Here is a 23,073-nt window from a genome sequence, read left to right on the forward strand (position 1 = left end):
ACGGATGCAAGCAACGCGGATTCTCGCAGATTTCTTGTATTTTAAATAGTCTCAAATCATAAATTAAATATCTTCAATTCTTCGGTAAGAAAATTTCAAAGACAAGGCTTGTGAAGTTTATTATTGTAGGAGTTTATTTTTATAAATGACTGCAATAATAAACGAGCATAACGCAGGATTTTACATTTTCTTACGAAGAATTTTTGTTTCTTCTGCAACGCTCAGAACAATACTTAACTTCCTCCCAATTCTTCTCCCATTTCTTCCGCCAAGTGAAAGGAAGTCCGCAAAGTGGGCAGGTTTTCGTGGGTAAATGTTGTTTTTTCATTCAAAATCTGGAATTTCGTTCGTTTTTACATGCGGATAAGAGGTAATCTTATTCAAATGATAATAAGTCCCCAATCCCGATAAAGCTGCGCATTCGTATTTCTCCAAATCTATTTGACCAATATCATCAATACTTTCTTCGGGAACTTCAATCAATACTACTTCTCCAATAACCAAGGTACACCCATTGGGAAGAAGAATGTTATCGACATGTTTTAACCCTATTTTCACTGCGCTTTCTTTTACAAAAGGAGCATGAAAATCTGCAATCATTTCCTGGGCTATATTCATTCGCTCAAATTCAGATTCTGCTATGTCCAAATTGGCAGAAGTGTAGTGTGCTTTTTGAATAAAAGATGCCGAAATATGATTTATCGTGTAATACCCTGTTTCATTGATATTTTGTAAGGTGTCTCTCGGGTTTTCGCCTGCCGGACGAACGATAAATCCAATTTGTGCAGGTTGAGAACCCAAATGCACAACGGAGGAGAAAATCGCTACATTATCTTCTCCCTTTTTTGAGCGTGTTCCAATAAGATTAGCCGGTTTCACTCCTGTAATGGAATTGATCAAGTTCAAACGATAAACACGGTCTAGTATCTTAATTGTTTTTTCTTCTAAAAGCATTGTCTCGTGTATGTTTTTTAATTATTCTTTTACTTTCATGCTGCACCATCGGGTCTTTTCGGTGTCCCCAAATCTTGTCTCTTGCCACTCTTGCAGATTCTGAAATGTCTACCACAGGTTCCGGATAACTCAAATCTATATCGTTAAACACCTTATCCATTTGTGTCATTTTCCATGGCTCATGAACGAATTCTGTAGGGACATTTTGAAGTTCTGGAATCCACTTTTTAATAAAAACTCCATCTGGATCGTGGGAAATGGAGTTCTTTATTGGATTGTACATTCTCACGGTGTTTATTCCCGTTGTGCCAGCCTGCATTTGAAACTGCGGATAATGAATGCCTGGGTCATAATCCAGAAATAAGTTGGCCAAATGATAGACTCCCTTTCGCCAATCTTGGTCGAGATTAAAACACAAAACAGAAACCAACATAGCACGCATTCTGAAATTTACCCAACCGGTTTCGTGTAAACATCTCATGCAAGCGTCCACTAGTGGAATTCCTGTGTTGCCCGATTTCCAAGCTTCCAATAGTTTTTCGTTATTGTCGTATTCTAGATTTTCGTAACCCCGATTAATGCAGCGGGTTTCATATTCACATTCGTTTTCAAATTTTTGTACGAAGTGACAATGCCATTTCAGTCGGGTGAGCATTCCGCTAAATGCTTTTTTGTATCTGTCGTAATTTGGATGTTCGTTTACATAATGAAAGGCTTGTTTCACACTCAAGTTTCCCCAAGCCAAATAGGGAGAAATTCTTCCGCATGAAGTTCTGGCTTCATGAGGTTTCGAAATGTGATTATTATAATTTTTTCCGCGGTCTTTACAAAATGACCTCAAATATTTCCAAGCGTAAACTTCTCCTGGCTTCTGAAACTCGGCTGGATATTCTTTAAGTTGATCTTCTAACTCTTTGACTATAGCAAAAGGATGCTCAATTTCAATTGGAGATTGAAAAGTATAATGGTTCGGAATAGAGCTGATTTTCATGTTTTTTAACCATTCTTGGTCCCAATTCTTACGGTTTTTTATTCCTCGAATGACATTGTCCTTTTGAAATTCCATTCCGCGAATATCTTCCTGTTGAAAATATCTATCTACCGCTTTGTCTCTATCCCAAGTTTGTTTTATTCCACTTTCCTGATAAGCGAAAACCTTATTTATACTATAATGATTGTTCAAAAACTCAAAAACTTCCACGGTTTCCGCATGAAAAACCCAGACTTTTCTTCCGTATTCAGCGAGCTTTTCATTCATTACTTTTATGGAATGATAAATAAACTGCAAGTGCCTCAGTGAACAGTCAGGGTAAGCAATGGCCGAAGGTTCAAAAATATAAATTGGAATGTAAGGTGCATTCGATTTTTCAGCGGCGTAAAAAGGAAGATGATCTTGCGTTCTTAAATCTCTTTTTAACCAAACGATATTTAAACCTTGATTTTCCATTCAAGACTACCATTTAATTTCTTTCTGTACTTTCTTCCAAAATTTAAAGAAAGAAGAATGATATCCTTTTACATCGCTCATCCAATCTCTATCTTCAGATTTCCCAACATAATGATTGTTTGTAGGATGTTCTTTAAAAATGATGTTGTCAGAAGAAATTTCCTTGTTTAATTCTGAAAACTCTCCAACATAAATCTGAATCTCTTCGATATTTTCGGTCAGTTCGAGGGCAAAATCCAATGATTTTTGGGAAACAGGATATTTTTGAAAAAAGGAAGGTTCGATGAGAAAAATACGTTGCGCCTTTTCTTCTGAATGCCAGTTTGGGTCAATGTTGTAATAGTTATAAATCAATGTTTTTTGATCGCTTTTGATTCCAGCTTTAGAAGTTTCAGGGAAACATAAATTAAATCCGGGCTTTTCAGTGCGAAGTAGGATCTTAGGAATTTTCAAGTGTTCAAAAGCACTGTATGGAATGTCCAGAAATGTTCCTGTTTGGTCGCTGTCAAAATACTTATTGATGTTCTCTTGATTGGCCACGTATTTTTTATTCGAGAATGCTCCAGCCGTCCATTGCCAACTCAGATGATTGCTCGCCAAATCTCCATCTTTTAAATGCGCATACAACCATTTTGCAGGAACTAACCAATGAGATTTGGCAATATTACAGCAAATAGCAGCTACGTACATTCGCATGTGATTGTGCATGTAGCCTGTTTCATACAGTTTTTCAATGGCTTCATCCACTGCGATGATTCCTGTGTCTGCTGCTACAATTGCACTTGGTATTTCGTGATTGGTAACGTCGGATTGTTCGTTTTTTAAATCCGTTAAAATAGCTTCTTTTTTATCGATGTGAACTTGCTGCCAATAATCTCTCCACGCCAATTCTTGTACAAATTTCTCTGTTTTGTACCAGGGTAAGTCGAGACTTTGAACGTAGTTCATGACTTGTTGGGTCGAAATTACACCGCGTGAAATATAAGGGCTGAGGTAAGTCACAGCACCGTTTTCAAAATTTCGAGTTGAAGCATATTTCACCGGATCGATTTGTTTAATCCGAGCTTCTATTGCTGATATTTGAGTTGGAAAGTCTATCGTTTTGAGATTTTATTGTTAGAAATTTGTCTTTGTCTGCTGCACTTAAATCGCTCTATATCGCCACTGCGCTTTTTTCTGTGTTTTTGACTCACTTTGCTATTTACGCGTTTTCTCCAGAGGTTAAATGAACTTCTTTTCAATGTTTTTCGCATCAGTTCAATCACATCCGCTTCCGTTTTTCCAAATTGAAATTCGATAGCCTCGAAAGGCGTTCTGTCTTCCCAAGCCATTTCGATGATTCTGTCCTTTTCTCGTTCTGTCATATTTCGTATTGGTGTTATTCTTGTGACAAATTAAAAACACAAAATCAGAGATAAAGTTCATATTTTTTAGATAAATTCTCAAAAACAAATCTCTTTTTGAAGCTTGACTTTTACGTCGCTACAGAAGCGATTTCTGAATTAATTTTTGCTATCTTTACCTAGTTTCCGCAAGAAAACTACGCTCATGATCTCAAATTTAGAACTATGAAAAAAACTGCAACTATACTTGGCGCAACAGGATTAATCGGTGGACATCTATTGGAAATCCTTAAAAAAGAAACTTTTTATGATGAGGTGAGAGTAATTTCTAGAAGACCCTTGGAGATAAATCACCCGAAAGTAAGTGTTGTGGTCATTAATTTTGACGACGAGCCACAATTCAAGGCGGCAATTGATGGAAGTTCAGTTGTTTTTTGTGCCATCGGAACAACTCAAAAGAAAGTAAAAGGGGACAAAAAATTATATCGTAAAATAGATTTTGATATTCCTGTCAACGCAGCAAAACATTGCGTAAAATACGAATGCAAACAGTTTTTAATCGTTTCTTCCTTAGGAGCAGACAGCATAAAAAGTGGTTTCTATTTAAAATTGAAAGGAGAAGTAGAAGATGCCCTAAAAGCAAAAGTTCAATCACCCGTTGGACTAGATTCCTTGTCGATTTTCAGACCTTCATTGTTATTGGGAGAACGTTCAGAAAGCAGATTCGCAGAAGGAATAGGTCAGTTTTTTGGGAAAGCGCTAAAATTCCTCATGCCCGGAAATTCAAAACCCATTGAAGGAGAAAATGTGGCGAAAGCCATGGTTGAAGTAGCGAAGTTGAATAAAAAAGGGGTAGAGGTTTATCATTATAAGGAAATGAAGGCGTTTTTCTAATGGTTAGAAAATTATAACTAAAATATCCTCCCCCTTTATCCCCCTCCAAAGGGGGAAACTCAGAGACTCACTTTTATGCATGCGATTGATGATTTTGAATATAAATCATAGTCTTAAATAGGCAGGATTTGGTGCTAAGTATTTCCCCCCTTTGGAGGCGGGGGCAGGGAGGGATATTCAAGGAGTAAAACTTTTGTCAAAAAAAAAGAGCTCAATTTCTTGAACTCTTTTTAAGCCTTTTAAATTTTTAGCAAATCAAGTTTTGTAATAATGTGTTCAATAGCAAGCGATGCACTGAGTTTATCGAATGTGACGCGATTAATTTTGAAATCCAAGGAGTTGACATTTGTCAATGACTGCTTTCCAAATTGATTGCAACGAAGATAATGGACGTGTTATTACGAAACTATTATTAAGTAGTTGGTCTTCTTCCCTTTACCCAACAAAATAAACTGATCGCTAATCAAATGTTCTTCGGATAAAGTCAAATCTTCTTTTACTTTTGATTTGTTTACGCTGATGGCATTTGCTTTCAGTTCTCGTCTGGCCTGACCATTTGAGTCTAAAAATCCTGTTTTAGCAGAAAGTGCGTCGATTATTCCAACACCTTCTTTCAATTCAGCTCTAGTTAACGGTGCTTGTGGAATTCCTTCAAAAACCTTCAAGAAATCCTTTACAGAAAGTGATTTTAAATCCTCTTCTGTAGATTTTCCAAATAAAATGTTTGATGCAGCAATTGCAGTTTTTAAATCTGCTTCTGAGTGAACAGTAATCGTGATGATTTCAGCTAATTTCTTTTGTAACTGACGTTGATGAGGCGCCTCATTGTGCTCTGCAACCAAAGTGTCAATTTCTTCTTTCGATAAAAACGTAAAAATTTTGATGAATTTTTCCGCGTCTTCATCTGAGGTGTTTAACCAGTATTGGTAGAATTCGTAAGGAGAAGTACGCTCTGCATCCAACCAGATATTTCCACCTTCCGTCTTACCGAATTTTGTTCCGTCTGCTTTTGTAATGAGTGGACAAGTCACCGCAAAAGCTTTTCCGCTTTCCACACGACGAATCATTTCTGTTCCCGTTGTGATATTCCCCCACTGATCAGAACCACCCATTTGAATGGTTACTTCATTGTTTTTGTATAGATGTAAGAAATCATAACCTTGTACCAATTGGTATGAAAATTCAGTAAATGACATTCCTTCTGCATTTTCACCCGTCAATCTTTTCTTTACAGAATCTTTCGACATCATGTAATTTACGGTAATATGTTTTCCCACATCACGAATAAATTCAAGGAATGAAAAATCTTTCATCCAGTCGTAATTATTCACCAAAACGGCTTTATTTTCTTCATTAGAATCAAAATCTAAAAAACGACTCAATTGTGCTTTAATAGCATTCTGATTGTGTTGCAATTCTTCTTCATTCAATAAATTACGTTCTTGAGATTTCATAGAAGGATCTCCAATCATTCCGGTAGCTCCACCCAATAAAGCGATAGGTTGGTGTCCAGCTTTTTGAAAATGACGCAACATCATCACTCCCACCAAGTGTCCGATGTGTAAAGAATCTGCAGTAGGATCGATTCCCACATAAGCCGAGCGCATTTTTTCCAACAAATGTTCTTCTACTCCAGGCATACTGTCATGAATCATGCCTCTCCAAGTCAATTCTTCTATGAAATTTTTCGTCATTTTTTTAAATTTTCCTCAAAAATACTATTGATATCTTAGATAAGGTCTGTTTTGACGGTTTTTTAATAAGAATTGGGTTTTTGATGTTGATTCAAAATATGAATTCGCCACGCATTGAGTGACCAATTCAGTTTATAATAAAATACACGAGAATTAAATCCGATGAAAAATCACTTCATAATTTTTTCAGAATTATATTTGTTAAATCTAAACTTTCACACTATCTTAATTTAGAAGAATTATCTTTTGTATAAACTAAATCACAAAAGTTAAATTCTAAAACCACCACTTAAACCAATGATTATGAATGATAACACGCCTAATAAATCAATCGAAAAGCTTTATACTGAAATAAGTTCAATTATTACAGAAGCAAGAAATAAGGTCTATAAGTCTGCCAATTCAGAAATGGTTAACGCTTACTGGAAAATTGGAAAACGAATAGTTGAAGAAGACCAAAACGGTGAAAATAGAGCGGAGTATGGAATAGCAATTGTTAAAGAATTGTCGAAGAGGCTGACAAAAGTTTTTGGAAAGAGTTTTGGTGAAAGGAATTTACGTCATATTAGACAATTTTATATAGCTTTTGAGAATTGGAACGCACTGCGTTCCGAATTGAGTTGGACGCACTATCGCCTACTACTAAAGGTGAGTGACGCAAAAGCCAGAGCTTTTTATGTTGAAGAAACCATCTTATGCAATTGGAGTGCGAGAACACTGGATAAACAAATAGGGAACTTGTATTATCAAAGAATGATAATGAGCAAGGACAAGGTTGAGGTAAAAAATGAATCTCACCAATTCTATTTTCCAACCCTTTTATTAGATTATTCGTGTATGAATTGATTACTATTATTTGAACAACTAAAAAATTATATCATGAAACTACTAAAATTAAGTTTACTCGCTTTTTCGACATTTATTTGTCAAACCATAATTAGTCAAAACGCTTCTACTTTTTTGGATTATAACAATGTAAGGTTATTAATAAATGAAAGAGGCTCTCTTTTTAATAATTCACAGGTTAATTCTCCAGGCTATGAAACGCCAATTAATGGTGGAAACCATTTGATTTATCAAGGAGCTTTCTGGTTCGGAGGAACTAATCAAAATGGAGATTTGAAGCTAGCAGCTCATTTGTACGGAAGCGATTATGATTATTATGCTGGACCATATTCAACTACAGGTGATTATATGACCTCTGCATATGTCAACACCTACACTAACGGACCAAGTTTTTGGACGATCTCAAGAGTCGAGATAATTAATCATATTAATAATGTTGGTCAATCAGGATACACCATACCTCAGAACATATTAAATTGGCCAGGTAATGGAGATACAACGGTTGGTGTAGCTCAGCAATTGGCACCTTATGTCGATGTGGATAGCAACGGTGTTTATGAGCCGCAATTGGGAGATTACCCTTGTTTAAAGGGGGATGTTGCAGTTTACCAAATATTTCATGAAGACATGACTCACGCAGAAAGTGGGGGAGGAAAAATTGGTGCTGAAATTCATTTAATGGCTTATCAATATGCTGACAATACTTATTTGAACAATACTACTTTTATTGAAACAACAGTTTATAATCGAGGTCAGAACTCTTTTTCTGATTTCAAGGCATCCTTCTTTCTAGATACTGATATTGGTTTTTCAGAAGATGACTATATTGGTTCTGCACCATCATCGAATTTAGTGTATTCCTACAATGGAGATGACTTTGATGAAGGAGGAGGTGGTGCTCCTGGTTACGGAACCAATCCGCCCGCTGTTGGAGTGGTAAGCCTGAACAGAGATATTGAATACTCAGGCACCTTTAATAGAGCAGACTTGGGAATACCACAAACTACTGAGCCATCCTCAGCAATGGATTTCTGGAATTACATGAATGGAAAATGGAAGGATAACAGCTCCTGGACTTATGGAGGGACTGCCTACGGTGGAACAACGCCCGTACAACATTTATTTGATGGAAATCCTAATACAGGAGTGGGTTGGTCGGAAGTAAACACTGATGGAAATGGAAGTGTAAATCAGCCAAAGGATAGAAAAATAGTGATGACCTCTATCGAGGAAAGCTTTCAAACAGGCGATAAATTAGTATACAATTATGCAATTATCACTAACAGAGATGGCGACAATTTGCAAAATGTTGATGGACTTATTGCTACTGCCAATTCTGTTCAGCAGTTTTTTGACACAACAAATACATATTGCTTGCCAAATGGAACTCTAGGATTGTCGGACGAATTAGAAATAGGAAAGCTTGAAATCTATCCAAATCCAGCGGCAAATCAAATTCAGTTAGTTTGGGAAGATATGAATGTAGATAAAATCGAAATCAATTCTTACAACGGGAAATTGGCTAAAACCATTTATGTTGAGGATGTAAATGGAGAAAAAGCCATCGATATCAGCGAACTTTCTTCGGGTGTTTATTTTGTGAATATTGGACGCTATACCCGTAAGTTAATTGTGAAATGATTTTTTAGAATTTTGAATATTATAATGGAAAGCGAAGTGGGAACATTTCGCTTTTTTGAGTTTTACAGTATATTGAATTATCCTTTTGAAAATGGAGCGTAAATATTGTATTTTTCAGTAAAAATGCAGGAAACAGGTGGTTTTATAGAATGCTTCACCAGCCATTTGATTCAAAAATCCGTAATTATAAGTAAGAGTTATTTTATTATTGACTCATAACTTTAAAACTACGATCATGAAAAAATCGATACTTATTTTAGGAACTTTTTTAGTTTTTATTTCTCATTTTATAAATGCGCAACAATCAATGGATACGCTCAACGGAAATAGTGTTTCGGCATTGATTAATGACAGAGGAAGACTTTTTAATAATCCAAATATAGGCGCCGCTGGTTATGAAGTTCCAACAGGAAGTGGAAATCACCTTATTTTTTCGGGAGGATTTTGGTTTGGAGGGACTAATCAGAATGTAGATTTGAAATTAGCTGCTATTGGATATAGTGGTTATGATTTTTATTCTGGCCCTTATTCTTCTACGAATAGTTATAGCGACATCAATTATTCAAATACTTATTTGTCAGCTATTTGGAGTGTGAAGAAGTCAGATATTCTTTATCATATCTCTAATTACAATCAACAAGGTTATATTGCTCCCAATGGAATATTGAATTGGCCTGGAAATGGAGATCCATCAATAGGAGTTGCAGAACAATTAGCACCTTATATTGATCAGAATAATAATGGTATTTACGAGCCTCATTTGGGTGAATACCCTTGTATTAAAGGAGACGAAGCGTCTTATCAAATAATGCATGAAGATCTAACAAATGGACAAAGTGGTGGAGAGAAAATTGGGGCAGAGATTCACATTATGGTATACCAGTATCAATCTTTAAACTTTATTGACTCTACAACATTTATGGAAGTGAAAGTATTCAACAGAGGACAAAATTCATTCAATGATTTTAAAGCTTCTATTTATATGGATCTTGATGTCGGTTTTTCAGAAGATGATTATATTGGAACTGCACCTACAAAGAATTTAGTTTATGCATATAATGCTGATAATTTTGACGAGGGTGGATATGGCGCCATAGGATATGGTACTAATCCACCTTCTGTTGGAATTGTGAGCTTGAATAAAGATTTTGAGTATATGGTATATTCAAAGATCAACCATATCATTATTATCAGATTATTGGAATTCTATGAATGGGAGAAATCCAGATGGTAGTTTTTGGACGCATGGGATTACTGGTGCAACTGCGCAATATCTATACGATGGAGTTCCTGGCCTAGGAACTGACTGGACAGAAATGAATATTGATGGAAATGGTACAGCAAATCCTATGGGTGACCGAAGGTTTATCGCAACTTCAATTGAAGAAACTTTTAACCCTGGAGACACTTTAGTTTATAACTACGCCATAATTGTAAATCGTCAAGGTGATCATCTTGAAAATGTTCAAGGTCTAATTGAATATGCCGATTCAGTTCAAAACTATTTTGATGCAAACAATACTGATTGTTCATCAAATATAAACGTGGGTTTAACGCAAGAATTGGAAATTGGAAATCTAAATCTCTTTCCTAATCCTGCAACAAATCAAGTGCAAATAACTTGGGAAGACATGAATTTCAAGGAAATCATTATAACTTCATACCAAGGAAAACTCATTAAAAAAGTTCTGGTAAATAACACAAAAGGAAAAAAGACTGTTGATTTAAATCAGCTTTCGTCAGGTGTTTATTTTGTGAGAATGGGGAATTATGCGCAGAAATTGATTGTGAAATAATACTTTTGGAACTATATTTTTTGACAAAAAGCGAGGTGGAAACATCTCGCTTTTTAATTTTAAGAAAAACAACTTTCAATACTTAAAACAATCACTAACTTTAGAACTTTAAACCATTCAAATAAAAACAAAGATTATCCATAATTTTAAACCATGAAACAGTTCATTTTTCTCCTTATTTTATCGCTTTCTGTGGCTTGTGAAACAAAGGAAAAGCCCTCTTTTACTTTGCAAGGTCAAATTGAAAATCCAGAACATGAATATCTTTTACTTTTGGAGGAAAGTAACATAGAGAAAAAGGAGACAACATTCATTGATACCCTTTTCTTGGATGAAATGGGGAGGTTTAAGGCTGAATTTCATATTGAGCCACATTTCTATAGGCTAATTGTAAACGAAAAACTAAGTATCCCATTGGTTATAGATCATGGACAAAATGTGCAGGTCAGGATCAATTCTACCGATACAAAAATTGAGGGTTCTAAAGACACCGATTTACTTTTGAACTACGAAAAATTCAGGGCTTCCTCTTTGGAGCGATTGGTGAAAACAATTCGAAGAAAAATCACCGAAGAAAATCAAAAGCCAAACCCAAATGCTAAGCTTATTGATTCTCTGGGCAAATTAGAGATTCATAATTACGATTTACATTTAGAGGAGCTGAATGCCTTTATTAACAGTAATATGAGAAATAGTTTGGCGCTTTATCCAAGCTCCATTCGATGGAAAGGAGAAAACAATTTAGCGTTTTACGATAGTTTAGTTCTTGAACTAGAAAACGCTAATCAGAATTACAAAATCATTGAGCGCCTAAGAGAAAAAGTAACACGTTTGCAGCAGACTTCAATTGGTGGAACAGCTCCTGATATAAAAATGAACACAACCGAAGGAAACGAAAAAAGTTTATATGCCCTTCACGACCAATATACTTTAATAGAATTTTGGGCGAGTTGGTGCGGCCCTTGCAGAAGAGAAAGTCCAGTGCTAAATGAGTTGTATTTGACTTACAAAGATCAAGGCTTTAATATTTACGCTGTTTCTTTAGACGATCGAGAAAGAAACTGGCTTCATGCTATTCAAAAAGACCAGAGGACCTACACTAATGTGTCGTCGCTAGAAGGATTCAAAACGCCTGCAGCCTATAACTATGCGGTTACAGCACTTCCTATGAATTTCCTTATCGATAAAGAAGGTAAAATCATAGCCAAAGACATCCATGGTGAAGAGCTGATAAGTTTGGTGAAAGAACTGTTTTAATGTTGATGTGTTCCCAACCAGAAACTAAACAATTTAAAAAATATTACGAAGGAGTCCAACGACTGAGTAGTTCTCAGGCTTCGGACTGAATCTCTTTTTGATTATCTCTAAATATTAATTTGGCTTTAAAGACATGAATTTAGCTAGTTGTTTTCATCATAAAGAACTGTTAGAATAGCGGTTATCAACAATGAATTTAAAAGCGGTTGTAAACTGTCTATAAGTTATTTATATTTGTTGTAATTGGGTTATTACTACGATGGAATGCCCTTTGAATAAATCAGTTTTCAAAGTATTTCACCAACCCATTATCCTTAAAACCCGTTTTTATAGTTAGTGGCTATACTGTTTATAGCTTTCAAATTTAAAACTAAGCTTATGAAAAATTCTATACTTTTATTAGGGACTTTTTTAGTTTTTATTCTACAGTTGGTTAACGCTCAGCAACATAGAAGCACGCTTGACGGAAATAGTGTTTCCGCAACAATTTTTGATGAAGGTAGACTGTTTCATAGTCCGAATACTGCGATGCCAGGCTACGAATTTCCCAAAGGAAGTGGGAAACACCTTATTTTTTCGGGAGGGTTTTGGTTTGGCGGCACGAATCAAAACGGAGAGTTGAAGTTGGCTGCGCAGTTATATGGAGACCAAAGAGAATTCTACCGTGGATCACTTTCTTCGACCGGACAATATATGGATACGGCTTACATATACAATTATGAAAGTGGGATTTGGACAATCAAAAAATCTGAAGTGATTTACCATATCGATAATTTTGATCAAAACGGATATGAAATGCCAGAAGCTATATTGAATTGGCCGGGCAACGGAAATCTGTCAATTGGAGTAGCGAGTCAATTGGCTCCTTATATTGATCTCAACAACAACGAAATTTATGAGCCTCACCTAGGAGACTATCCTTGCATAAAAGGCGATATGGCCTCCTATCAAATTATGCATGATGATGGTGAACATTTCAGTAGTGGAGGTGAAAGAATAGGAGCAGAAATTCACATGATGATTTATCAAATACAATCGAATAATTTACTCGACTCTACAACTTTCATTGATTTGAAATTAATCAATCGCGGGCAGAATTCGTTTGATGATTTTAGAGCAGCTATTTTTATTGATGCGGATGTTGGTTCCTATGGAGACGATTATATAGGTTCTGATCCTAGCAGAAATCTAATGTATGCATACAACAGTAATAATAATGATGTAGGATTTGGATCGCCAAATAGCTATGGAGTTAACCCGCCAGCAGTGGGGTTTGTATGTTTGAATAGAGATATTGAATATTCTGGGACAATCTTTAGGCAAGATTTATCACCTATTCCTAATGTGCTAGATATGCCTGCCGAATATTGGCTTTTAATGAATGGAAGATGGATTAATGGAGACGAGTGGACTTATGGTGGAAATGGTTTTGGAGGAACAACTCCAACTCAACATTTGTTTGATGGAAACCCTTATCTGGGAACGGGTTGGACAGAGCTAGACAATGATGGAAGTGGAACTCCAAATCCACCAGGGGACAAAAGAATGCTAATGACCACCGTTGAAGAATTTTTCAATCCTGGCGATACTTTGGTTTATAATTACGCAGTTATTGCCAATCGTCAAGGAAATTATTTAGAAAACGTGCAAGGTGTAATGAATTATACCGATTCTGTTCAGCTTTATTTTGATAATAATTCTGCTTCGTGCATCCAACAAGGAACTGGAATTGCAGATATTTTTGAGGAAGTAGAGGAAAACTTAAAACTGAATTTTGAAATTACACGTCTAGATGGAGAAGGGAATATGTCAAGAGCAGTAACTCTTCATGAGTGGACGGAATACGAAATTGTAACTCAAAATGCTGTTGATAAAATTAGATATAAAAGAGGAAAAGGCCCAATTGAAGCTCGTTTGACGGACACAATTAATCATGCTTTAGGTCATTTTGTAATTAAATTTCATGAATATGATGATATTGATACCGCCAATTGGACGATTTATCATTATGATACAATAGGAGGGATTTTATTAGATTCTGCAAATTCTAATTCAGGTATAAACCTCGGAAATGAACAGTTCTTTCCTCAGTGGGGAATGGCCATTCGAATTGAGCAGATAAATTATTATTGTGGTAATTTAAATTCGAATTGTCTTGAAAGAGAAATGCATGCCAAGCCTTTGGAGGCAAGCTTGCATTTTGAGGATGCAAATTTAAAGTGGTTGACAGGGGTAAAAAACACTAATGTGAACAGTCCACTAAATTGGATAAGATCGGGATCCATTTTTCCACAAGTAAATCCACCAATAATTGATAGTGTTTTTAGTCCAAATTGTTATTCATCAAATGGGAGTGATCCTTTTAACACTTATAGCAAGCTTGCCGATGGAATAGTTTCTCCGAGTATGTTAACTAGAAATAACGACTGCTATTTTGCGCCCTTGGTGGTTCCAAGTAGCGTGGTTAATGACATCAATATTATCTCTATTCAGAAATTACAGCAACCAACCGTTTACCAACCAAGCATTGATCTGGTTTTCACAGATGATACTTCAAAATGGACAAGAAGTCCTGTTATTGAGCTCAACTCATTTGATGTTGGCTCGGTGAATGGAGGAATAGCAGGTTTTTTACGCAAAAGCAATTCTGTTGATAAACAAGGAAATCCTGATGGCTCAGGAACAGGAATGGGATGGTTTCCGGGTTATGCAATCGATGTGGAAACAGGAAGAAGGTTGAACATTGCGTTTGGCGAAAATTCTACTTTAACAAATGACAATGGAGATGACATGATTTGGAATCCAACAGAACGACTTTTCGACAATAATGGAAATTATGTTCTAGGAGGTCAGCACGTGATATATGTTTTTGGTAGAGAAGAATTGGGAATGCCTATTTATGATCAAGGTGCATTTATTCATCAAAAACTTTCAGCAGAAACAGTGGTTGGATTTAGCGATGTGTTTTCAAACTTATCTTGGGTAATGCAACCGCTTTTAGCACCTGGGACACAATTGAATTCTACCGATGTTAGATTGAGAATTAGAATTAACAAAGAGTTCAAGACAAAAATCCTTTCGAATCAAAATGAAGGTCGTCCAATGTTTTCTTGGAATGCAGTTCCTTATGATGAGATTTGGATGTCAAATAAGAACGAAACAAATGAAGGAAACGTGAGTGTTTTTCCAAATCCAGCGGCAAACCAAATCACAATTGCTTGGGATGAGGTAAAAGTAGATGAAATTGAAATCACTTCTTATCAAGGAAGAGTAGTGCGAAAGATTTTAGTTGAAGGAGTCCAAGGAGAAAAAACCATAGACATTAGCGGATTTTCTTCGGGTGTCTACTTTGTGAATATTGGAAGTGTGACGAAGAAGTTGGTGGTTCAGTAAAGAATTATTGCTAATAAAAAAAGTATATTTGTTTGCAAAGCAACAACTTTCTAGAGTAATATGAGAATTTTAAATAAAACACTACTTATTCTTTTGGTTTATTTGTCAATGGTCGGTTTAAATTCGATTGACCGAATATTGATCAAAAATGAAACTATTCAAGTTAGCGATTTCTCTAATTTAATGTTGGAAAGTTTAATCTATGCTTCTCCTTTGATTCTTTTCTATTTATATCAGATTGTTAAGGAAATTAGCCGATAAAAGTAAATTGTATAGGGTGGTTTGCGTAGGGGTGATTTGCAAATCACCCTTACGCAAATCACCCCTACACTGCACAAATCACCCCTACACAATCTCCCTACAATCTTTCTATAACTCCCGCTGCTCCTTGACCTGTACCAACACACATCGTTACAACACCGTAGCGTTCATTACGTTTCTTTAATTCATTCATCATTTGAACAGTCAATTTCGCTCCTGTACATCCAAGAGGGTGACCCATTGAAATTGCTCCACCATTTACGTTTACGATGTCTGGATCCAATCCAACTTCGCGAATTACTGCTAATGATTGTGAAGCAAATGCTTCGTTCAATTCGAATAAATTAATGTCGTTTAATTTCAATCCTGCAGATTTAATGGCTAATGGAATAGCATCAACTGGTCCAATTCCCATAATTCTTGGTTCAACACCTACAACATTGTAAGAAGCCAATCTAGCAACTGGTTCTAAACCGAGTTCTTTTACCATTTTCTCTGACATTACCAAAGTAAATGCTGCTCCGTCACTGGTCTGTGAAGAGTTTCCTGCAGTTACAGAACCTTTAGCGTCAAATACTGGTCGTAATCTCGCCAAAGCCTCATAAGTTGAACCTTTTCTTGGTCCTTCATCAGTATCCACAGTGTATTTATGTACTTGGCGTTTTTCATTTTCGTCAAGGTAAATGTGTTCTACATCAATAGGAACAATGTCATCAACAAATCGCCCTTCAGCAATTGCTCTTAACGCTCTGTTGTGAGATTCTAAAGCAAATTTATCTTGGTCTTCACGAGAAACCTTGAATTGTTGCGCAACTGCCTCAGCGGTTAATCCCATTCCCCAATACCAAGTTGGATTTTCCTTCCCTACTTTGGGATTAGGAACAATTCTCCAACCTCCCATTGGAATTGCAGACATTGATTCAACACCACCAGCGATAATACAATCTGCCATTCCGTTGTTGATTTTTGCCGTTGCAATTGCAATAGTTTCTAATCCTGATGCGCAGTAACGATTTACCGTCATTCCTGGAGCTTTATCGGTGTCCAATCCCATTAAAGAGATCAATCGACCTACATTTAATCCTTGTTCTGCCTCTGGATTTGCATTTCCCACAATCACATCATCGATGCGTTTTGGGTCTAAATTCGGAACATCTTCCATGATGCGTTTGATAACATTTGCTGCCAAATCATCAGGACGATAAAAACGGAAACCACCACGACCAGATTTTGCAACTGCGGTACGGTATCCTGTAACTATATATGCGTTGTTATTTTTCATTTTTTTTAAGATTATTAAGATGTTAGATTTTTAGACATTAGACACGATACTTCTCATCTTATGTCAAAATCCGTATCTATGGTTTTAAATTCATTGTATCCTCTAAACTCTCCTTAGTTTCTTAGAACTTTTCCTTTCTTCACCATGCTTTCCAAACGCTCTAATGTTTTACGTTCAGCACATAATTCTAGGAAAGCTTTTCGTTCTAAGTCCAATAAGTATTGTTCAGAAACTTGAACGCGCTCTGAAATATCTCCACCGCAAAGTACATATCCTAATTTTTCTGAAATCACTTTGTCGTGCTCTGACATATAGTTTCCTGACATCATTGAATTTGCTCCAACATATACGATTCCTAAGCCTTCTTGACCAGAAATTGTAATGTTTTTCTCTCTCAATGGTGCAGAATATCCTTTGTTTGAAAGTTCGAGACAAGCTGCTTTTGCTCTTGTCAATTGACGTTCGCGACTCACAATCACTTCATCTGTTCCTTCACGCAAGTATCCTAAATCGAACCCTTCATAAGCGGATGTAGCAACTTTGGCCTGACCAATAGTTAAGAAACGATCTCTTAAACGATTGATTCTAATATCTCCAGATTTTAAGTCATCAGAAAAACGTTTAGCGAATTCTTTTGAACCTCCTCCGCCAGGGATAAGTCCAACTCCAAATTCAACTAATCCGATGTAAGTTTCAGCGTGGGCTACCACTTTATCGGCGTGCATTGAAAGTTCACAACCTCCTCCGATGGCCATGTTATGTGGCGCAACAATTACTGGTGTGTTGGAATAACGCACGCGCATCATGGTGTCTTGGAAGGTTTTTACTGCGAAATTCAATTCATCGAAATCTTGCTCGGCTGCCATCATGAAAATCATTCCCACGTTGGCACCTGCACTAAAGTTTTGACCAGTGTTTGAAATAACCAAACCTTTGTACTTTGTTTCTGCTAAATCTATTGCTTTTTGAATTCCTGCAATAACTCCACTTCCAATTGTGTTCATTTTAGTGTGGAATTCTAGGTTCAAGATTCCATCTCCTAAATCTACAATTGTAGTGTCTGTATTTTTCCAAACAGTATTGTCATCTCGCAAGGCGTCTAATAAAACCAAGTCTTCCGTTCCAGGAATAACTTTGTATTCTTTGCTTGTTAGATCGTAATATAATTTCTGACCGTTTTCTTTTTTGTAGAATGAAGTAGCTCCACTTTCTTTCATGTCAAGAATCCATTGAGCAGCTTTTTTACCTTGCTTTTCAATCAATTCCAGACCTTTTTCAAATCCTAGAATATCCCATGATTCGAATGGACCTAAGGCCCAACCAAAACCAGCTTTAATGGCATCATCGATTTTAAATAAATCTTCTGCAATTTCTGGAACGCGATTCGTTGCATACGCAAATAATCCACCAAACATCATTTTGTAGAATTCAGCAGCTTTATCTTGGCCTTGAATTAGCATTGCTGTTCTTTTCTCTAAATCGTCTATTGGCTTTGCCATGTCTAGAGTAGGGAACTTCACACGTTTTTGAGATTTGTATTCTAAAGTTTCTAAATCCAATGAAAGAATTTCTGTCTTTCCATTTTCATCTTTTGTTTTCTTGTAGAATCCTTGTCCAGTTTTTGAACCTAGCCATTTACTGTCCACCATTTTACTGATGAATTCTGGCAATTCGAATAATTTATTTTCTTCATCATCAGGGCAGTTGTCTTTTACTCCATTGGCTACTAAAACCAAAGTGTCAAGTCCAACAACATCTGCTGTTCTAAAAGTGGCAGATTTCTGACGACCCAAAACTGTTCCAGTTAATTTATCGATTTCTTCAACTGTTAAGCCCAATTCTTTCACACTGTGAAAAAGAGACATGATAGAGTAGACACCAATTCTATTGGCAATAAATGCAGGGGTGTCTTTGGCCAAAACAGTTTTCTTTCCTAGATATTGACTACCATATTCCATAAAGAAGTCAACAATTTCTTGGTCTGTTTCCTTCGTAGGAATAATTTCTAATAATTGAAGATATCTTGGTGGGTTAAAAAAGTGAGTTCCACAGAAATGCTTCTTGAAATCTTCAGAGCGTCCATCTAACATCATGTTAATTGGAATTCCGGAAGTGTTAGAAGTAATTAAAGTTCCTGGTTTTCTATGTTTTTCCACATTGTCAAAAACAGTTTTCTTGATGTCCAATCTTTCAATTACCACCTCAATGATCCAATCTGCTTCGCTGATCTTCTTCATGTCATCTTCCATATTCCCTGTCGTAATTCGACTGGCGAACTCTTTCTTGTATATTGGAGATGGTTTCATTTTTAGAGCTGCAACAAGAGCTGAATCAACAATTCTATTGCGCACAACTTTATCGCTTAGTTTTAAGCCTTTTTTCTCTTCTTTTTCATCCAATTCTCTCGGAACGATGTCCAAAAGAAGGACTTCAACACCGATATTAGCGAAGTGACATGCAATCTGAGATCCCATTACACCTGAACCTAAAACGGCTACTTTATTTATTTTTCTTTCCATTTAATTGAGATTTAAATTATATTGTTAATGATTTTAATTCGTCTTCTACATGTTCGTCTACGATTTCCATAACTTCAAAAAAGGCTTGTAGTTTTTTATCAGGAATAGATTTCAAAAGTTTTTCATTAAAGTGCATTACTTTTGACTTCACTTCCTTGCGCAATTCAACGCCTTGTGGAGTTAAAAAAATGAGTACTTTTCTTTTGTCTTCGCTGTCTATTTCACGGTAAATATAGCCTCGGGTTTCCATCGTTTTTAAGGTTCGAGAGAGGCTCGTGGGTTCCATTCCCATTCTTGGCCCTAATTGAGTGCTTGGGGTTCCTTCCTTATCGACAATTAACAAGATAAACCCAATGGACATCGTTAGTCCGTGGGCCTTTGCCTTTTGATTGTACATACGTGAAACCTTATGCCATGCGTGGCGTAGATGGAAATCTACGTAATCTTCTGCTTTCGTGTAATTCATGGGTGTTAAAGCTACGAAAAATATTACGCACGCACAATAAAAATGTGAGAAATTTGAATTTTAATTTCTAAATATTATTGGAATCTGAATAGAATATCCACATGATCCACAATGAAGAGATGCACGGCCGTGCGTCTCTGCATTGTGGGGAATAACGCCGATATTAGACATTCAAAACAAAAATCAATTGATTTTTCGGTATGCTTTTCGAGCCTCGGTAACAAACAAACTTCCTGGATAATCTCGCATCAGTTGAAAGTAATATTCACCAGCTTTTTTGTTGTCAAAAAGGTGGTTTTCATAAATCTGAGCTATTTGGTATAGGGCATCATCGGCCAAAATGTCTTCACCATGTTTTTCCACTATTTCTTGCAAGAGTCCAATTGCAGTTTCCCATTCTCCTTTAAATTGATGTGCTTCAGCTTTACGCATTAAAATATCATCTTTTAATTTATGATCGGGAAAAATGTCTGTGATAGATTCGTAAAGTTGAAATGCTTCTTCGTATTTGTGCTGCTCTAAGAGTAAATCGGCTTTAGCAAATTGTCCCATTGAAACAAAATTTGAATCAATTCCGAGGTTATCGGTAATTAGAATAGATAAGTTCATAGCGTCATTTGCAATCAATCGGGTAGTGGCTTCTTTTAGAACATCAAGCTGTGATTGGGCGAAAATGAAATCTCCATCATAGTAAAAAATTCTGGCGTTTTTAAATTTCGCTTCTTGGCCAATGGGCTCATATTTGAATTGCTTTTCGACTTGCATATAAAGTAAAGAAGCATCCCAAACGTTGTTTCTTAAAACCATAACGTCTGCCATCAATAGTTTGATTTTTGCTTCTTCAACATCATTGTATTTTGGCAGTTTTAAGGCGTTTTCTAAGGTGATTATCGCAGAATCTGGCTGATTTCCGTAGTAAGCTTGAATATAGGCTAATTCTCTAATAATAGGTAAAGCTTTTCCGTTTTTTGGCATTCTGGCTAAAGCGCTTAAATACTCCTTAATTGTTTCCTCGACTTGGGCTGAAGAATAGTTTCTTAAAGTGGTGATTTCTTTGTATCGGGTGTTCAACAATAATTGTTCGGCAGAATAATAGTAAGGATTTTCTCTACCCAAATCTATGATGTACTTAAACGCTGATCTGGCAGTAGAATAATCCTTATTCATTGAAGCTTGATTTCCTATCTTGTAGACCTCTCTACCGTCATTGGTTGTTCTTTTATCTAAGGCTTTGGATTGAATTAACGCAGCTGGAAAGTTACCTTTCTGAACCAGTGCCCAAATAAGTAGTTCTGAATAAATCGCTTCATTGGGATTATTTTGAATTTTACGAATTAATTCATTTTGAAACATCTTAAATCTGGAATTGTCTTCTTCTTCAAAGTCAATCATTCTGGGAATTAGAATTTTTAAAGAGGAAATCATGCCTGGGTTATAATCTAATAGGTTGATGTACTCTTTAATCATCTTTTCGTCTTCATTCATTGCGCCGTAGACTTCAGCGAATTGTATGTTTAAGGGGTAATTTCCATTTAAGACTTGATTTCCTTTCTCCAGGGTTTGCAGCGCCAACTCGTGTTTTCCAAGCTTAGAGAAAGCTTTTTGTAAATCAATAATCCCTCTTGGGTTTGGAGTAAGGTTTTCTATAAGGTCGAGATAGGTTTTGTCGGCCTTTTTTTGATTGCCTTGTAACTCGTATTCACTTCCCAATGCAACTTTGTATTCTGTGTTGTAGGGGTGATTAGCGATTTGGGTTTCAATCAAACGAATCGTTTCTTTGTCTTGATTTAATTCTCTAAGACAAGAAAGATAGCGCGTGAAAATGAATTCACTGGGGTTGGTGTCGAAGACTTTTTCGAAATAAGGAACTGCTTTTTCACAATCTCCTTCATTAAAATAATAATTGGCCAACTGTTCATCAGTGCTTTGGGCATATACAAAGCTGGTGAAAAATATAATGGCGATATGTAAAAATATTTTACTCATTTTTAGCATTAACCAATGAGTCACCGAGTTGTTTTATAATTGGATGAAGCTCATCATATGTGTTGTGGTATTTCTCATTTGTTTCCACATAGTATCTCAAAACTTCTTCGATTTCATGAACTTTAGATTGCTCAAAATTGATAAATTCCTGATACTTATCTCTATCATTTACGCCATTCTCTATGTCGTGTCTTAAGTCACTAAGTTTTTGCTGAACTTCGGGAATTGTTTGTTTCGCCTTTGCTAGGTTACCAGAATTTTTTGAAATTCCTTTGCGAATATCTTTATAGGAATTCATTTGTTCCGCGAGATCATAATCTATGGTGTCGGCAACATAATTGGTTTTCACTTTTAATATTGTAGCACGAACGGATGCAATCATTTCTGCAGAGCTATATCCTGCGGTGTCTTTGACTATTGTCTCTAGGCTATCAAGCGTGTTTTCCATTTGATCAATCTGTGATAGAAGTTCTGTTTTGTTATCATTTTCACAACTTGTAATAGACAGAGTAAGCACTGCAATCGCAACAAAAAACCATTTCATAAATGTCATTTTATAATTTATCCAAACTTACAAAAAAACATTGCTTTAGACAAGAAGAAAGTTTTAACCGCAATGGCGCAAAGAAGGCGCTGAGTTCTCAAAGAAAAAGAAAAGAAAAAAAGAACACGTAGAATTATATTATTTGAGATGGTTTTTTGTAACATTCAATGAATGTTTGAAAGATATACCACCCTTAAACCTATATATCATGACTGAAAATCAAATATCAAAAAAAAACAATTGGATGTGCAATAGAAGTGCATAAAGCACTTGGGCCAGGCTTGTTAGATAGTGCTTATCAAGAATGTTTATTTTATAAGCTTGACGTGGAAGGTTTAAATATCGTTAAGGAGAAGCCAATGCCGTTGATTTATGAAGGTGTAAAACTTGATTGCGGTTACAGAATGGATTTGGTTGTTGAAAATAAAGTCGTAATTGAAATAAAAAGCGTTGAGGCATTAAACGATGTGCATTTAGCACAAACATTGACCTATTTAAAATCTGGGGAATTTAAACTGGGTTTACTAATCAATTTTAATGTTGCGCTTTTAAAACATGGTTTAAAAAGTGTTGTGAATGGATTGTGATTTTAAGATAAAATGCTTGTCGGGAACTTTACCAGCAGTTTAATAAATTACAGTAGAAAACGGTTTTCTCTTAAAATTGACAAGATCCTTCCATTGTTGAAAATCATAATTTTCAACAATGATCAGGATGACAGTTTTGGGGATTGGTGGGGCAAAGTAGAGG

19 protein-coding genes are annotated in these 23,073 nt (G+C 36.1%); 8 read left to right on the top strand and 11 right to left on the bottom strand.

The window, feature by feature from the left end:
* Positions 1-190 precede the first annotated feature (190 nt).
* From DIT68_RS10805 to DIT68_RS10825, 5 genes are read right to left on the bottom strand one after another with little or no spacing between them, the layout of a single operon-like run.
* The gene (locus DIT68_RS10805; protein WP_109359819.1) at positions 191-328 is read right to left on the bottom strand and encodes a DUF2256 domain-containing protein; all 138 of its coding nucleotides are present in this window, start codon (positions 326-328) and stop codon (positions 191-193) included.
* Entirely contained in the window at positions 325-954 is a 630-nt protein-coding gene (locus DIT68_RS10810; RefSeq protein WP_109359820.1) for a flavin reductase family protein, read from the bottom strand. Before DIT68_RS10810 ends, DIT68_RS10805 begins: the two co-directional genes overlap by 4 nt.
* On the bottom strand, positions 929-2,401 hold the full coding sequence (locus DIT68_RS10815) for a cryptochrome/deoxyribodipyrimidine photo-lyase family protein (RefSeq protein WP_109359821.1): 1,473 nt from the start codon (positions 2,399-2,401) through the stop codon (positions 929-931). The genes DIT68_RS10810 and DIT68_RS10815 overlap by 26 nt, the downstream gene beginning before the upstream one ends.
* 6 nt (positions 2,402-2,407) lie before the next feature.
* Positions 2,408-3,442, bottom strand: a complete 1,035-nt coding sequence (locus tag DIT68_RS10820) for an FAD-binding domain-containing protein (RefSeq protein ID WP_233244187.1) — start codon at positions 3,440-3,442, stop codon at positions 2,408-2,410.
* Positions 3,443-3,495: 53 nt separating this feature from the next.
* On the bottom strand, positions 3,496-3,765 hold the full coding sequence (locus tag DIT68_RS10825) for a TIGR03643 family protein (RefSeq protein WP_109359823.1): 270 nt from the start codon (positions 3,763-3,765) through the stop codon (positions 3,496-3,498).
* A 204-nt stretch (positions 3,766-3,969) separates the two neighbouring features.
* On the opposite strand from DIT68_RS10825, the gene DIT68_RS10830 reads away from it, so the two are divergent.
* Positions 3,970-4,638, top strand: coding sequence for an NAD(P)H-binding protein (locus DIT68_RS10830; protein ID WP_109359824.1), 669 nt, complete (start codon positions 3,970-3,972; stop codon positions 4,636-4,638).
* 398 nt (positions 4,639-5,036) lie between these two features.
* Here DIT68_RS10830 and tyrS read toward each other — a convergent pair whose 3' ends face one another.
* Positions 5,037-6,332 (bottom strand): tyrosine--tRNA ligase, encoded by a 1,296-nt coding sequence (gene tyrS / locus DIT68_RS10835; RefSeq protein ID WP_109359825.1) that lies wholly within the window; start codon positions 6,330-6,332, stop codon positions 5,037-5,039.
* Positions 6,333-6,635: 303 nt separating this feature from the next.
* On the opposite strand from tyrS, the gene DIT68_RS10840 reads away from it, so the two are divergent.
* The 6 genes from DIT68_RS10840 (at position 6,636) to DIT68_RS10865 (ending at position 15,265) form a co-directional block, all read left to right on the top strand.
* Positions 6,636-7,178, top strand: a complete 543-nt coding sequence (locus DIT68_RS10840) for a DUF1016 N-terminal domain-containing protein (protein ID WP_158276169.1) — start codon at positions 6,636-6,638, stop codon at positions 7,176-7,178.
* Positions 7,179-7,211: 33 nt separating this feature from the next.
* Positions 7,212-8,819 (top strand): T9SS type A sorting domain-containing protein, encoded by a 1,608-nt coding sequence (locus tag DIT68_RS10845; RefSeq protein ID WP_109359827.1) that lies wholly within the window; start codon positions 7,212-7,214, stop codon positions 8,817-8,819.
* A gap of 235 nt (positions 8,820-9,054) precedes the next feature.
* Positions 9,055-10,053, top strand: a complete 999-nt coding sequence (locus tag DIT68_RS10850; protein ID WP_109359828.1) for a hypothetical protein — start codon at positions 9,055-9,057, stop codon at positions 10,051-10,053.
* The gene (locus DIT68_RS10855; protein WP_109359829.1) at positions 10,028-10,615 is read left to right on the top strand and encodes a T9SS type A sorting domain-containing protein; all 588 of its coding nucleotides are present in this window, start codon (positions 10,028-10,030) and stop codon (positions 10,613-10,615) included. The genes DIT68_RS10850 and DIT68_RS10855 overlap by 26 nt, the downstream gene beginning before the upstream one ends.
* A gap of 153 nt (positions 10,616-10,768) precedes the next feature.
* Positions 10,769-11,872 carry a TlpA family protein disulfide reductase gene (locus DIT68_RS10860; protein ID WP_109359830.1) on the top strand — a complete coding sequence of 368 codons (1,104 nt, stop codon included), beginning with the start codon at positions 10,769-10,771 and terminating at the stop codon, positions 11,870-11,872.
* Positions 11,873-12,250: 378 nt separating this feature from the next.
* Positions 12,251-15,265 (top strand): T9SS type A sorting domain-containing protein, encoded by a 3,015-nt coding sequence (locus DIT68_RS10865; protein ID WP_109359831.1) that lies wholly within the window; start codon positions 12,251-12,253, stop codon positions 15,263-15,265.
* 358 nt (positions 15,266-15,623) lie between these two features.
* On the opposite strand, the gene DIT68_RS10875 is transcribed toward DIT68_RS10865, so the two are convergent.
* The 5 genes from DIT68_RS10875 to DIT68_RS10895 all read right to left on the bottom strand — a co-directional run bounded on the left by DIT68_RS10875 (position 15,624) and on the right by DIT68_RS10895 (position 22,323).
* On the bottom strand, positions 15,624-16,808 hold the full coding sequence (locus DIT68_RS10875) for an acetyl-CoA C-acyltransferase (RefSeq protein ID WP_109359833.1): 1,185 nt from the start codon (positions 16,806-16,808) through the stop codon (positions 15,624-15,626).
* A 113-nt stretch (positions 16,809-16,921) separates the two neighbouring features.
* A complete protein-coding gene (locus tag DIT68_RS10880; protein ID WP_109359834.1) occupies positions 16,922-19,327 on the bottom strand; it encodes a 3-hydroxyacyl-CoA dehydrogenase/enoyl-CoA hydratase family protein in 2,406 nt (801 codons plus the stop codon).
* Between the two features lie 16 nt (positions 19,328-19,343).
* On the bottom strand, positions 19,344-19,793 hold the full coding sequence (locus DIT68_RS10885; RefSeq protein WP_109359835.1) for a MarR family winged helix-turn-helix transcriptional regulator: 450 nt from the start codon (positions 19,791-19,793) through the stop codon (positions 19,344-19,346).
* Between the two features lie 183 nt (positions 19,794-19,976).
* Positions 19,977-21,779, bottom strand: a complete 1,803-nt coding sequence (locus DIT68_RS10890) for a tetratricopeptide repeat protein (protein ID WP_158276170.1) — start codon at positions 21,777-21,779, stop codon at positions 19,977-19,979.
* Positions 21,772-22,323 (bottom strand): hypothetical protein, encoded by a 552-nt coding sequence (locus DIT68_RS10895; protein ID WP_146194193.1) that lies wholly within the window; start codon positions 22,321-22,323, stop codon positions 21,772-21,774. The genes DIT68_RS10890 and DIT68_RS10895 overlap by 8 nt, the downstream gene beginning before the upstream one ends.
* Before the next feature lie 257 nt (positions 22,324-22,580).
* On the opposite strand from DIT68_RS10895, the gene DIT68_RS10900 reads away from it, so the two are divergent.
* A complete protein-coding gene (locus DIT68_RS10900) occupies positions 22,581-22,910 on the top strand; it encodes a GxxExxY protein (RefSeq protein WP_317133901.1) in 330 nt (109 codons plus the stop codon).
* Positions 22,911-23,073: the final 163 nt, after the last annotated feature.

It is taken from the genome of Brumimicrobium oceani (genome assembly GCF_003143775.1).
Lineage (GTDB): Bacteria > Bacteroidota > Bacteroidia > Flavobacteriales_D > Crocinitomicaceae > Brumimicrobium > Brumimicrobium oceani.

What these genes read in the sequence shown, in the direction of transcription:
- DIT68_RS10845 (WP_109359827.1), top strand. Translation starts at nt 7,212, where the DNA reads ATGAAACTACTAAAATTAAGTTTACTCGCTTTTTCGACATTTATTTGT.
- DIT68_RS10840 (WP_158276169.1), top strand. Translation starts at nt 6,636, where the DNA reads ATGAATGATAACACGCCTAATAAATCAATCGAAAAGCTTTATACTGAA.
- DIT68_RS10805 (WP_109359819.1), bottom strand. Translation starts at nt 328, where the DNA reads ATGAAAAAACAACATTTACCCACGAAAACCTGCCCACTTTGCGGACTT.
- DIT68_RS10815 (WP_109359821.1), bottom strand. Translation starts at nt 2,401, where the DNA reads ATGGAAAATCAAGGTTTAAATATCGTTTGGTTAAAAAGAGATTTAAGA.
- DIT68_RS10890 (WP_158276170.1), bottom strand. Translation starts at nt 21,779, where the DNA reads ATGAGTAAAATATTTTTACATATCGCCATTATATTTTTCACCAGCTTT.
- DIT68_RS10830 (WP_109359824.1), top strand. Translation starts at nt 3,970, where the DNA reads ATGAAAAAAACTGCAACTATACTTGGCGCAACAGGATTAATCGGTGGA.
- DIT68_RS10865 (WP_109359831.1), top strand. Translation starts at nt 12,251, where the DNA reads ATGAAAAATTCTATACTTTTATTAGGGACTTTTTTAGTTTTTATTCTA.
- DIT68_RS10855 (WP_109359829.1), top strand. Translation starts at nt 10,028, where the DNA reads ATGAATGGGAGAAATCCAGATGGTAGTTTTTGGACGCATGGGATTACT.
- DIT68_RS10875 (WP_109359833.1), bottom strand. Translation starts at nt 16,808, where the DNA reads ATGAAAAATAACAACGCATATATAGTTACAGGATACCGTACCGCAGTT.
- DIT68_RS10895 (WP_146194193.1), bottom strand. Translation starts at nt 22,323, where the DNA reads ATGAAATGGTTTTTTGTTGCGATTGCAGTGCTTACTCTGTCTATTACA.
- DIT68_RS10850 (WP_109359828.1), top strand. Translation starts at nt 9,055, where the DNA reads ATGAAAAAATCGATACTTATTTTAGGAACTTTTTTAGTTTTTATTTCT.
- DIT68_RS10880 (WP_109359834.1), bottom strand. Translation starts at nt 19,327, where the DNA reads ATGGAAAGAAAAATAAATAAAGTAGCCGTTTTAGGTTCAGGTGTAATG.
- DIT68_RS10810 (WP_109359820.1), bottom strand. Translation starts at nt 954, where the DNA reads ATGCTTTTAGAAGAAAAAACAATTAAGATACTAGACCGTGTTTATCGT.
- DIT68_RS10860 (WP_109359830.1), top strand. Translation starts at nt 10,769, where the DNA reads ATGAAACAGTTCATTTTTCTCCTTATTTTATCGCTTTCTGTGGCTTGT.
- DIT68_RS10885 (WP_109359835.1), bottom strand. Translation starts at nt 19,793, where the DNA reads ATGAATTACACGAAAGCAGAAGATTACGTAGATTTCCATCTACGCCAC.
- DIT68_RS10825 (WP_109359823.1), bottom strand. Translation starts at nt 3,765, where the DNA reads ATGACAGAACGAGAAAAGGACAGAATCATCGAAATGGCTTGGGAAGAC.
- tyrS (WP_109359825.1), bottom strand. Translation starts at nt 6,332, where the DNA reads ATGACGAAAAATTTCATAGAAGAATTGACTTGGAGAGGCATGATTCAT.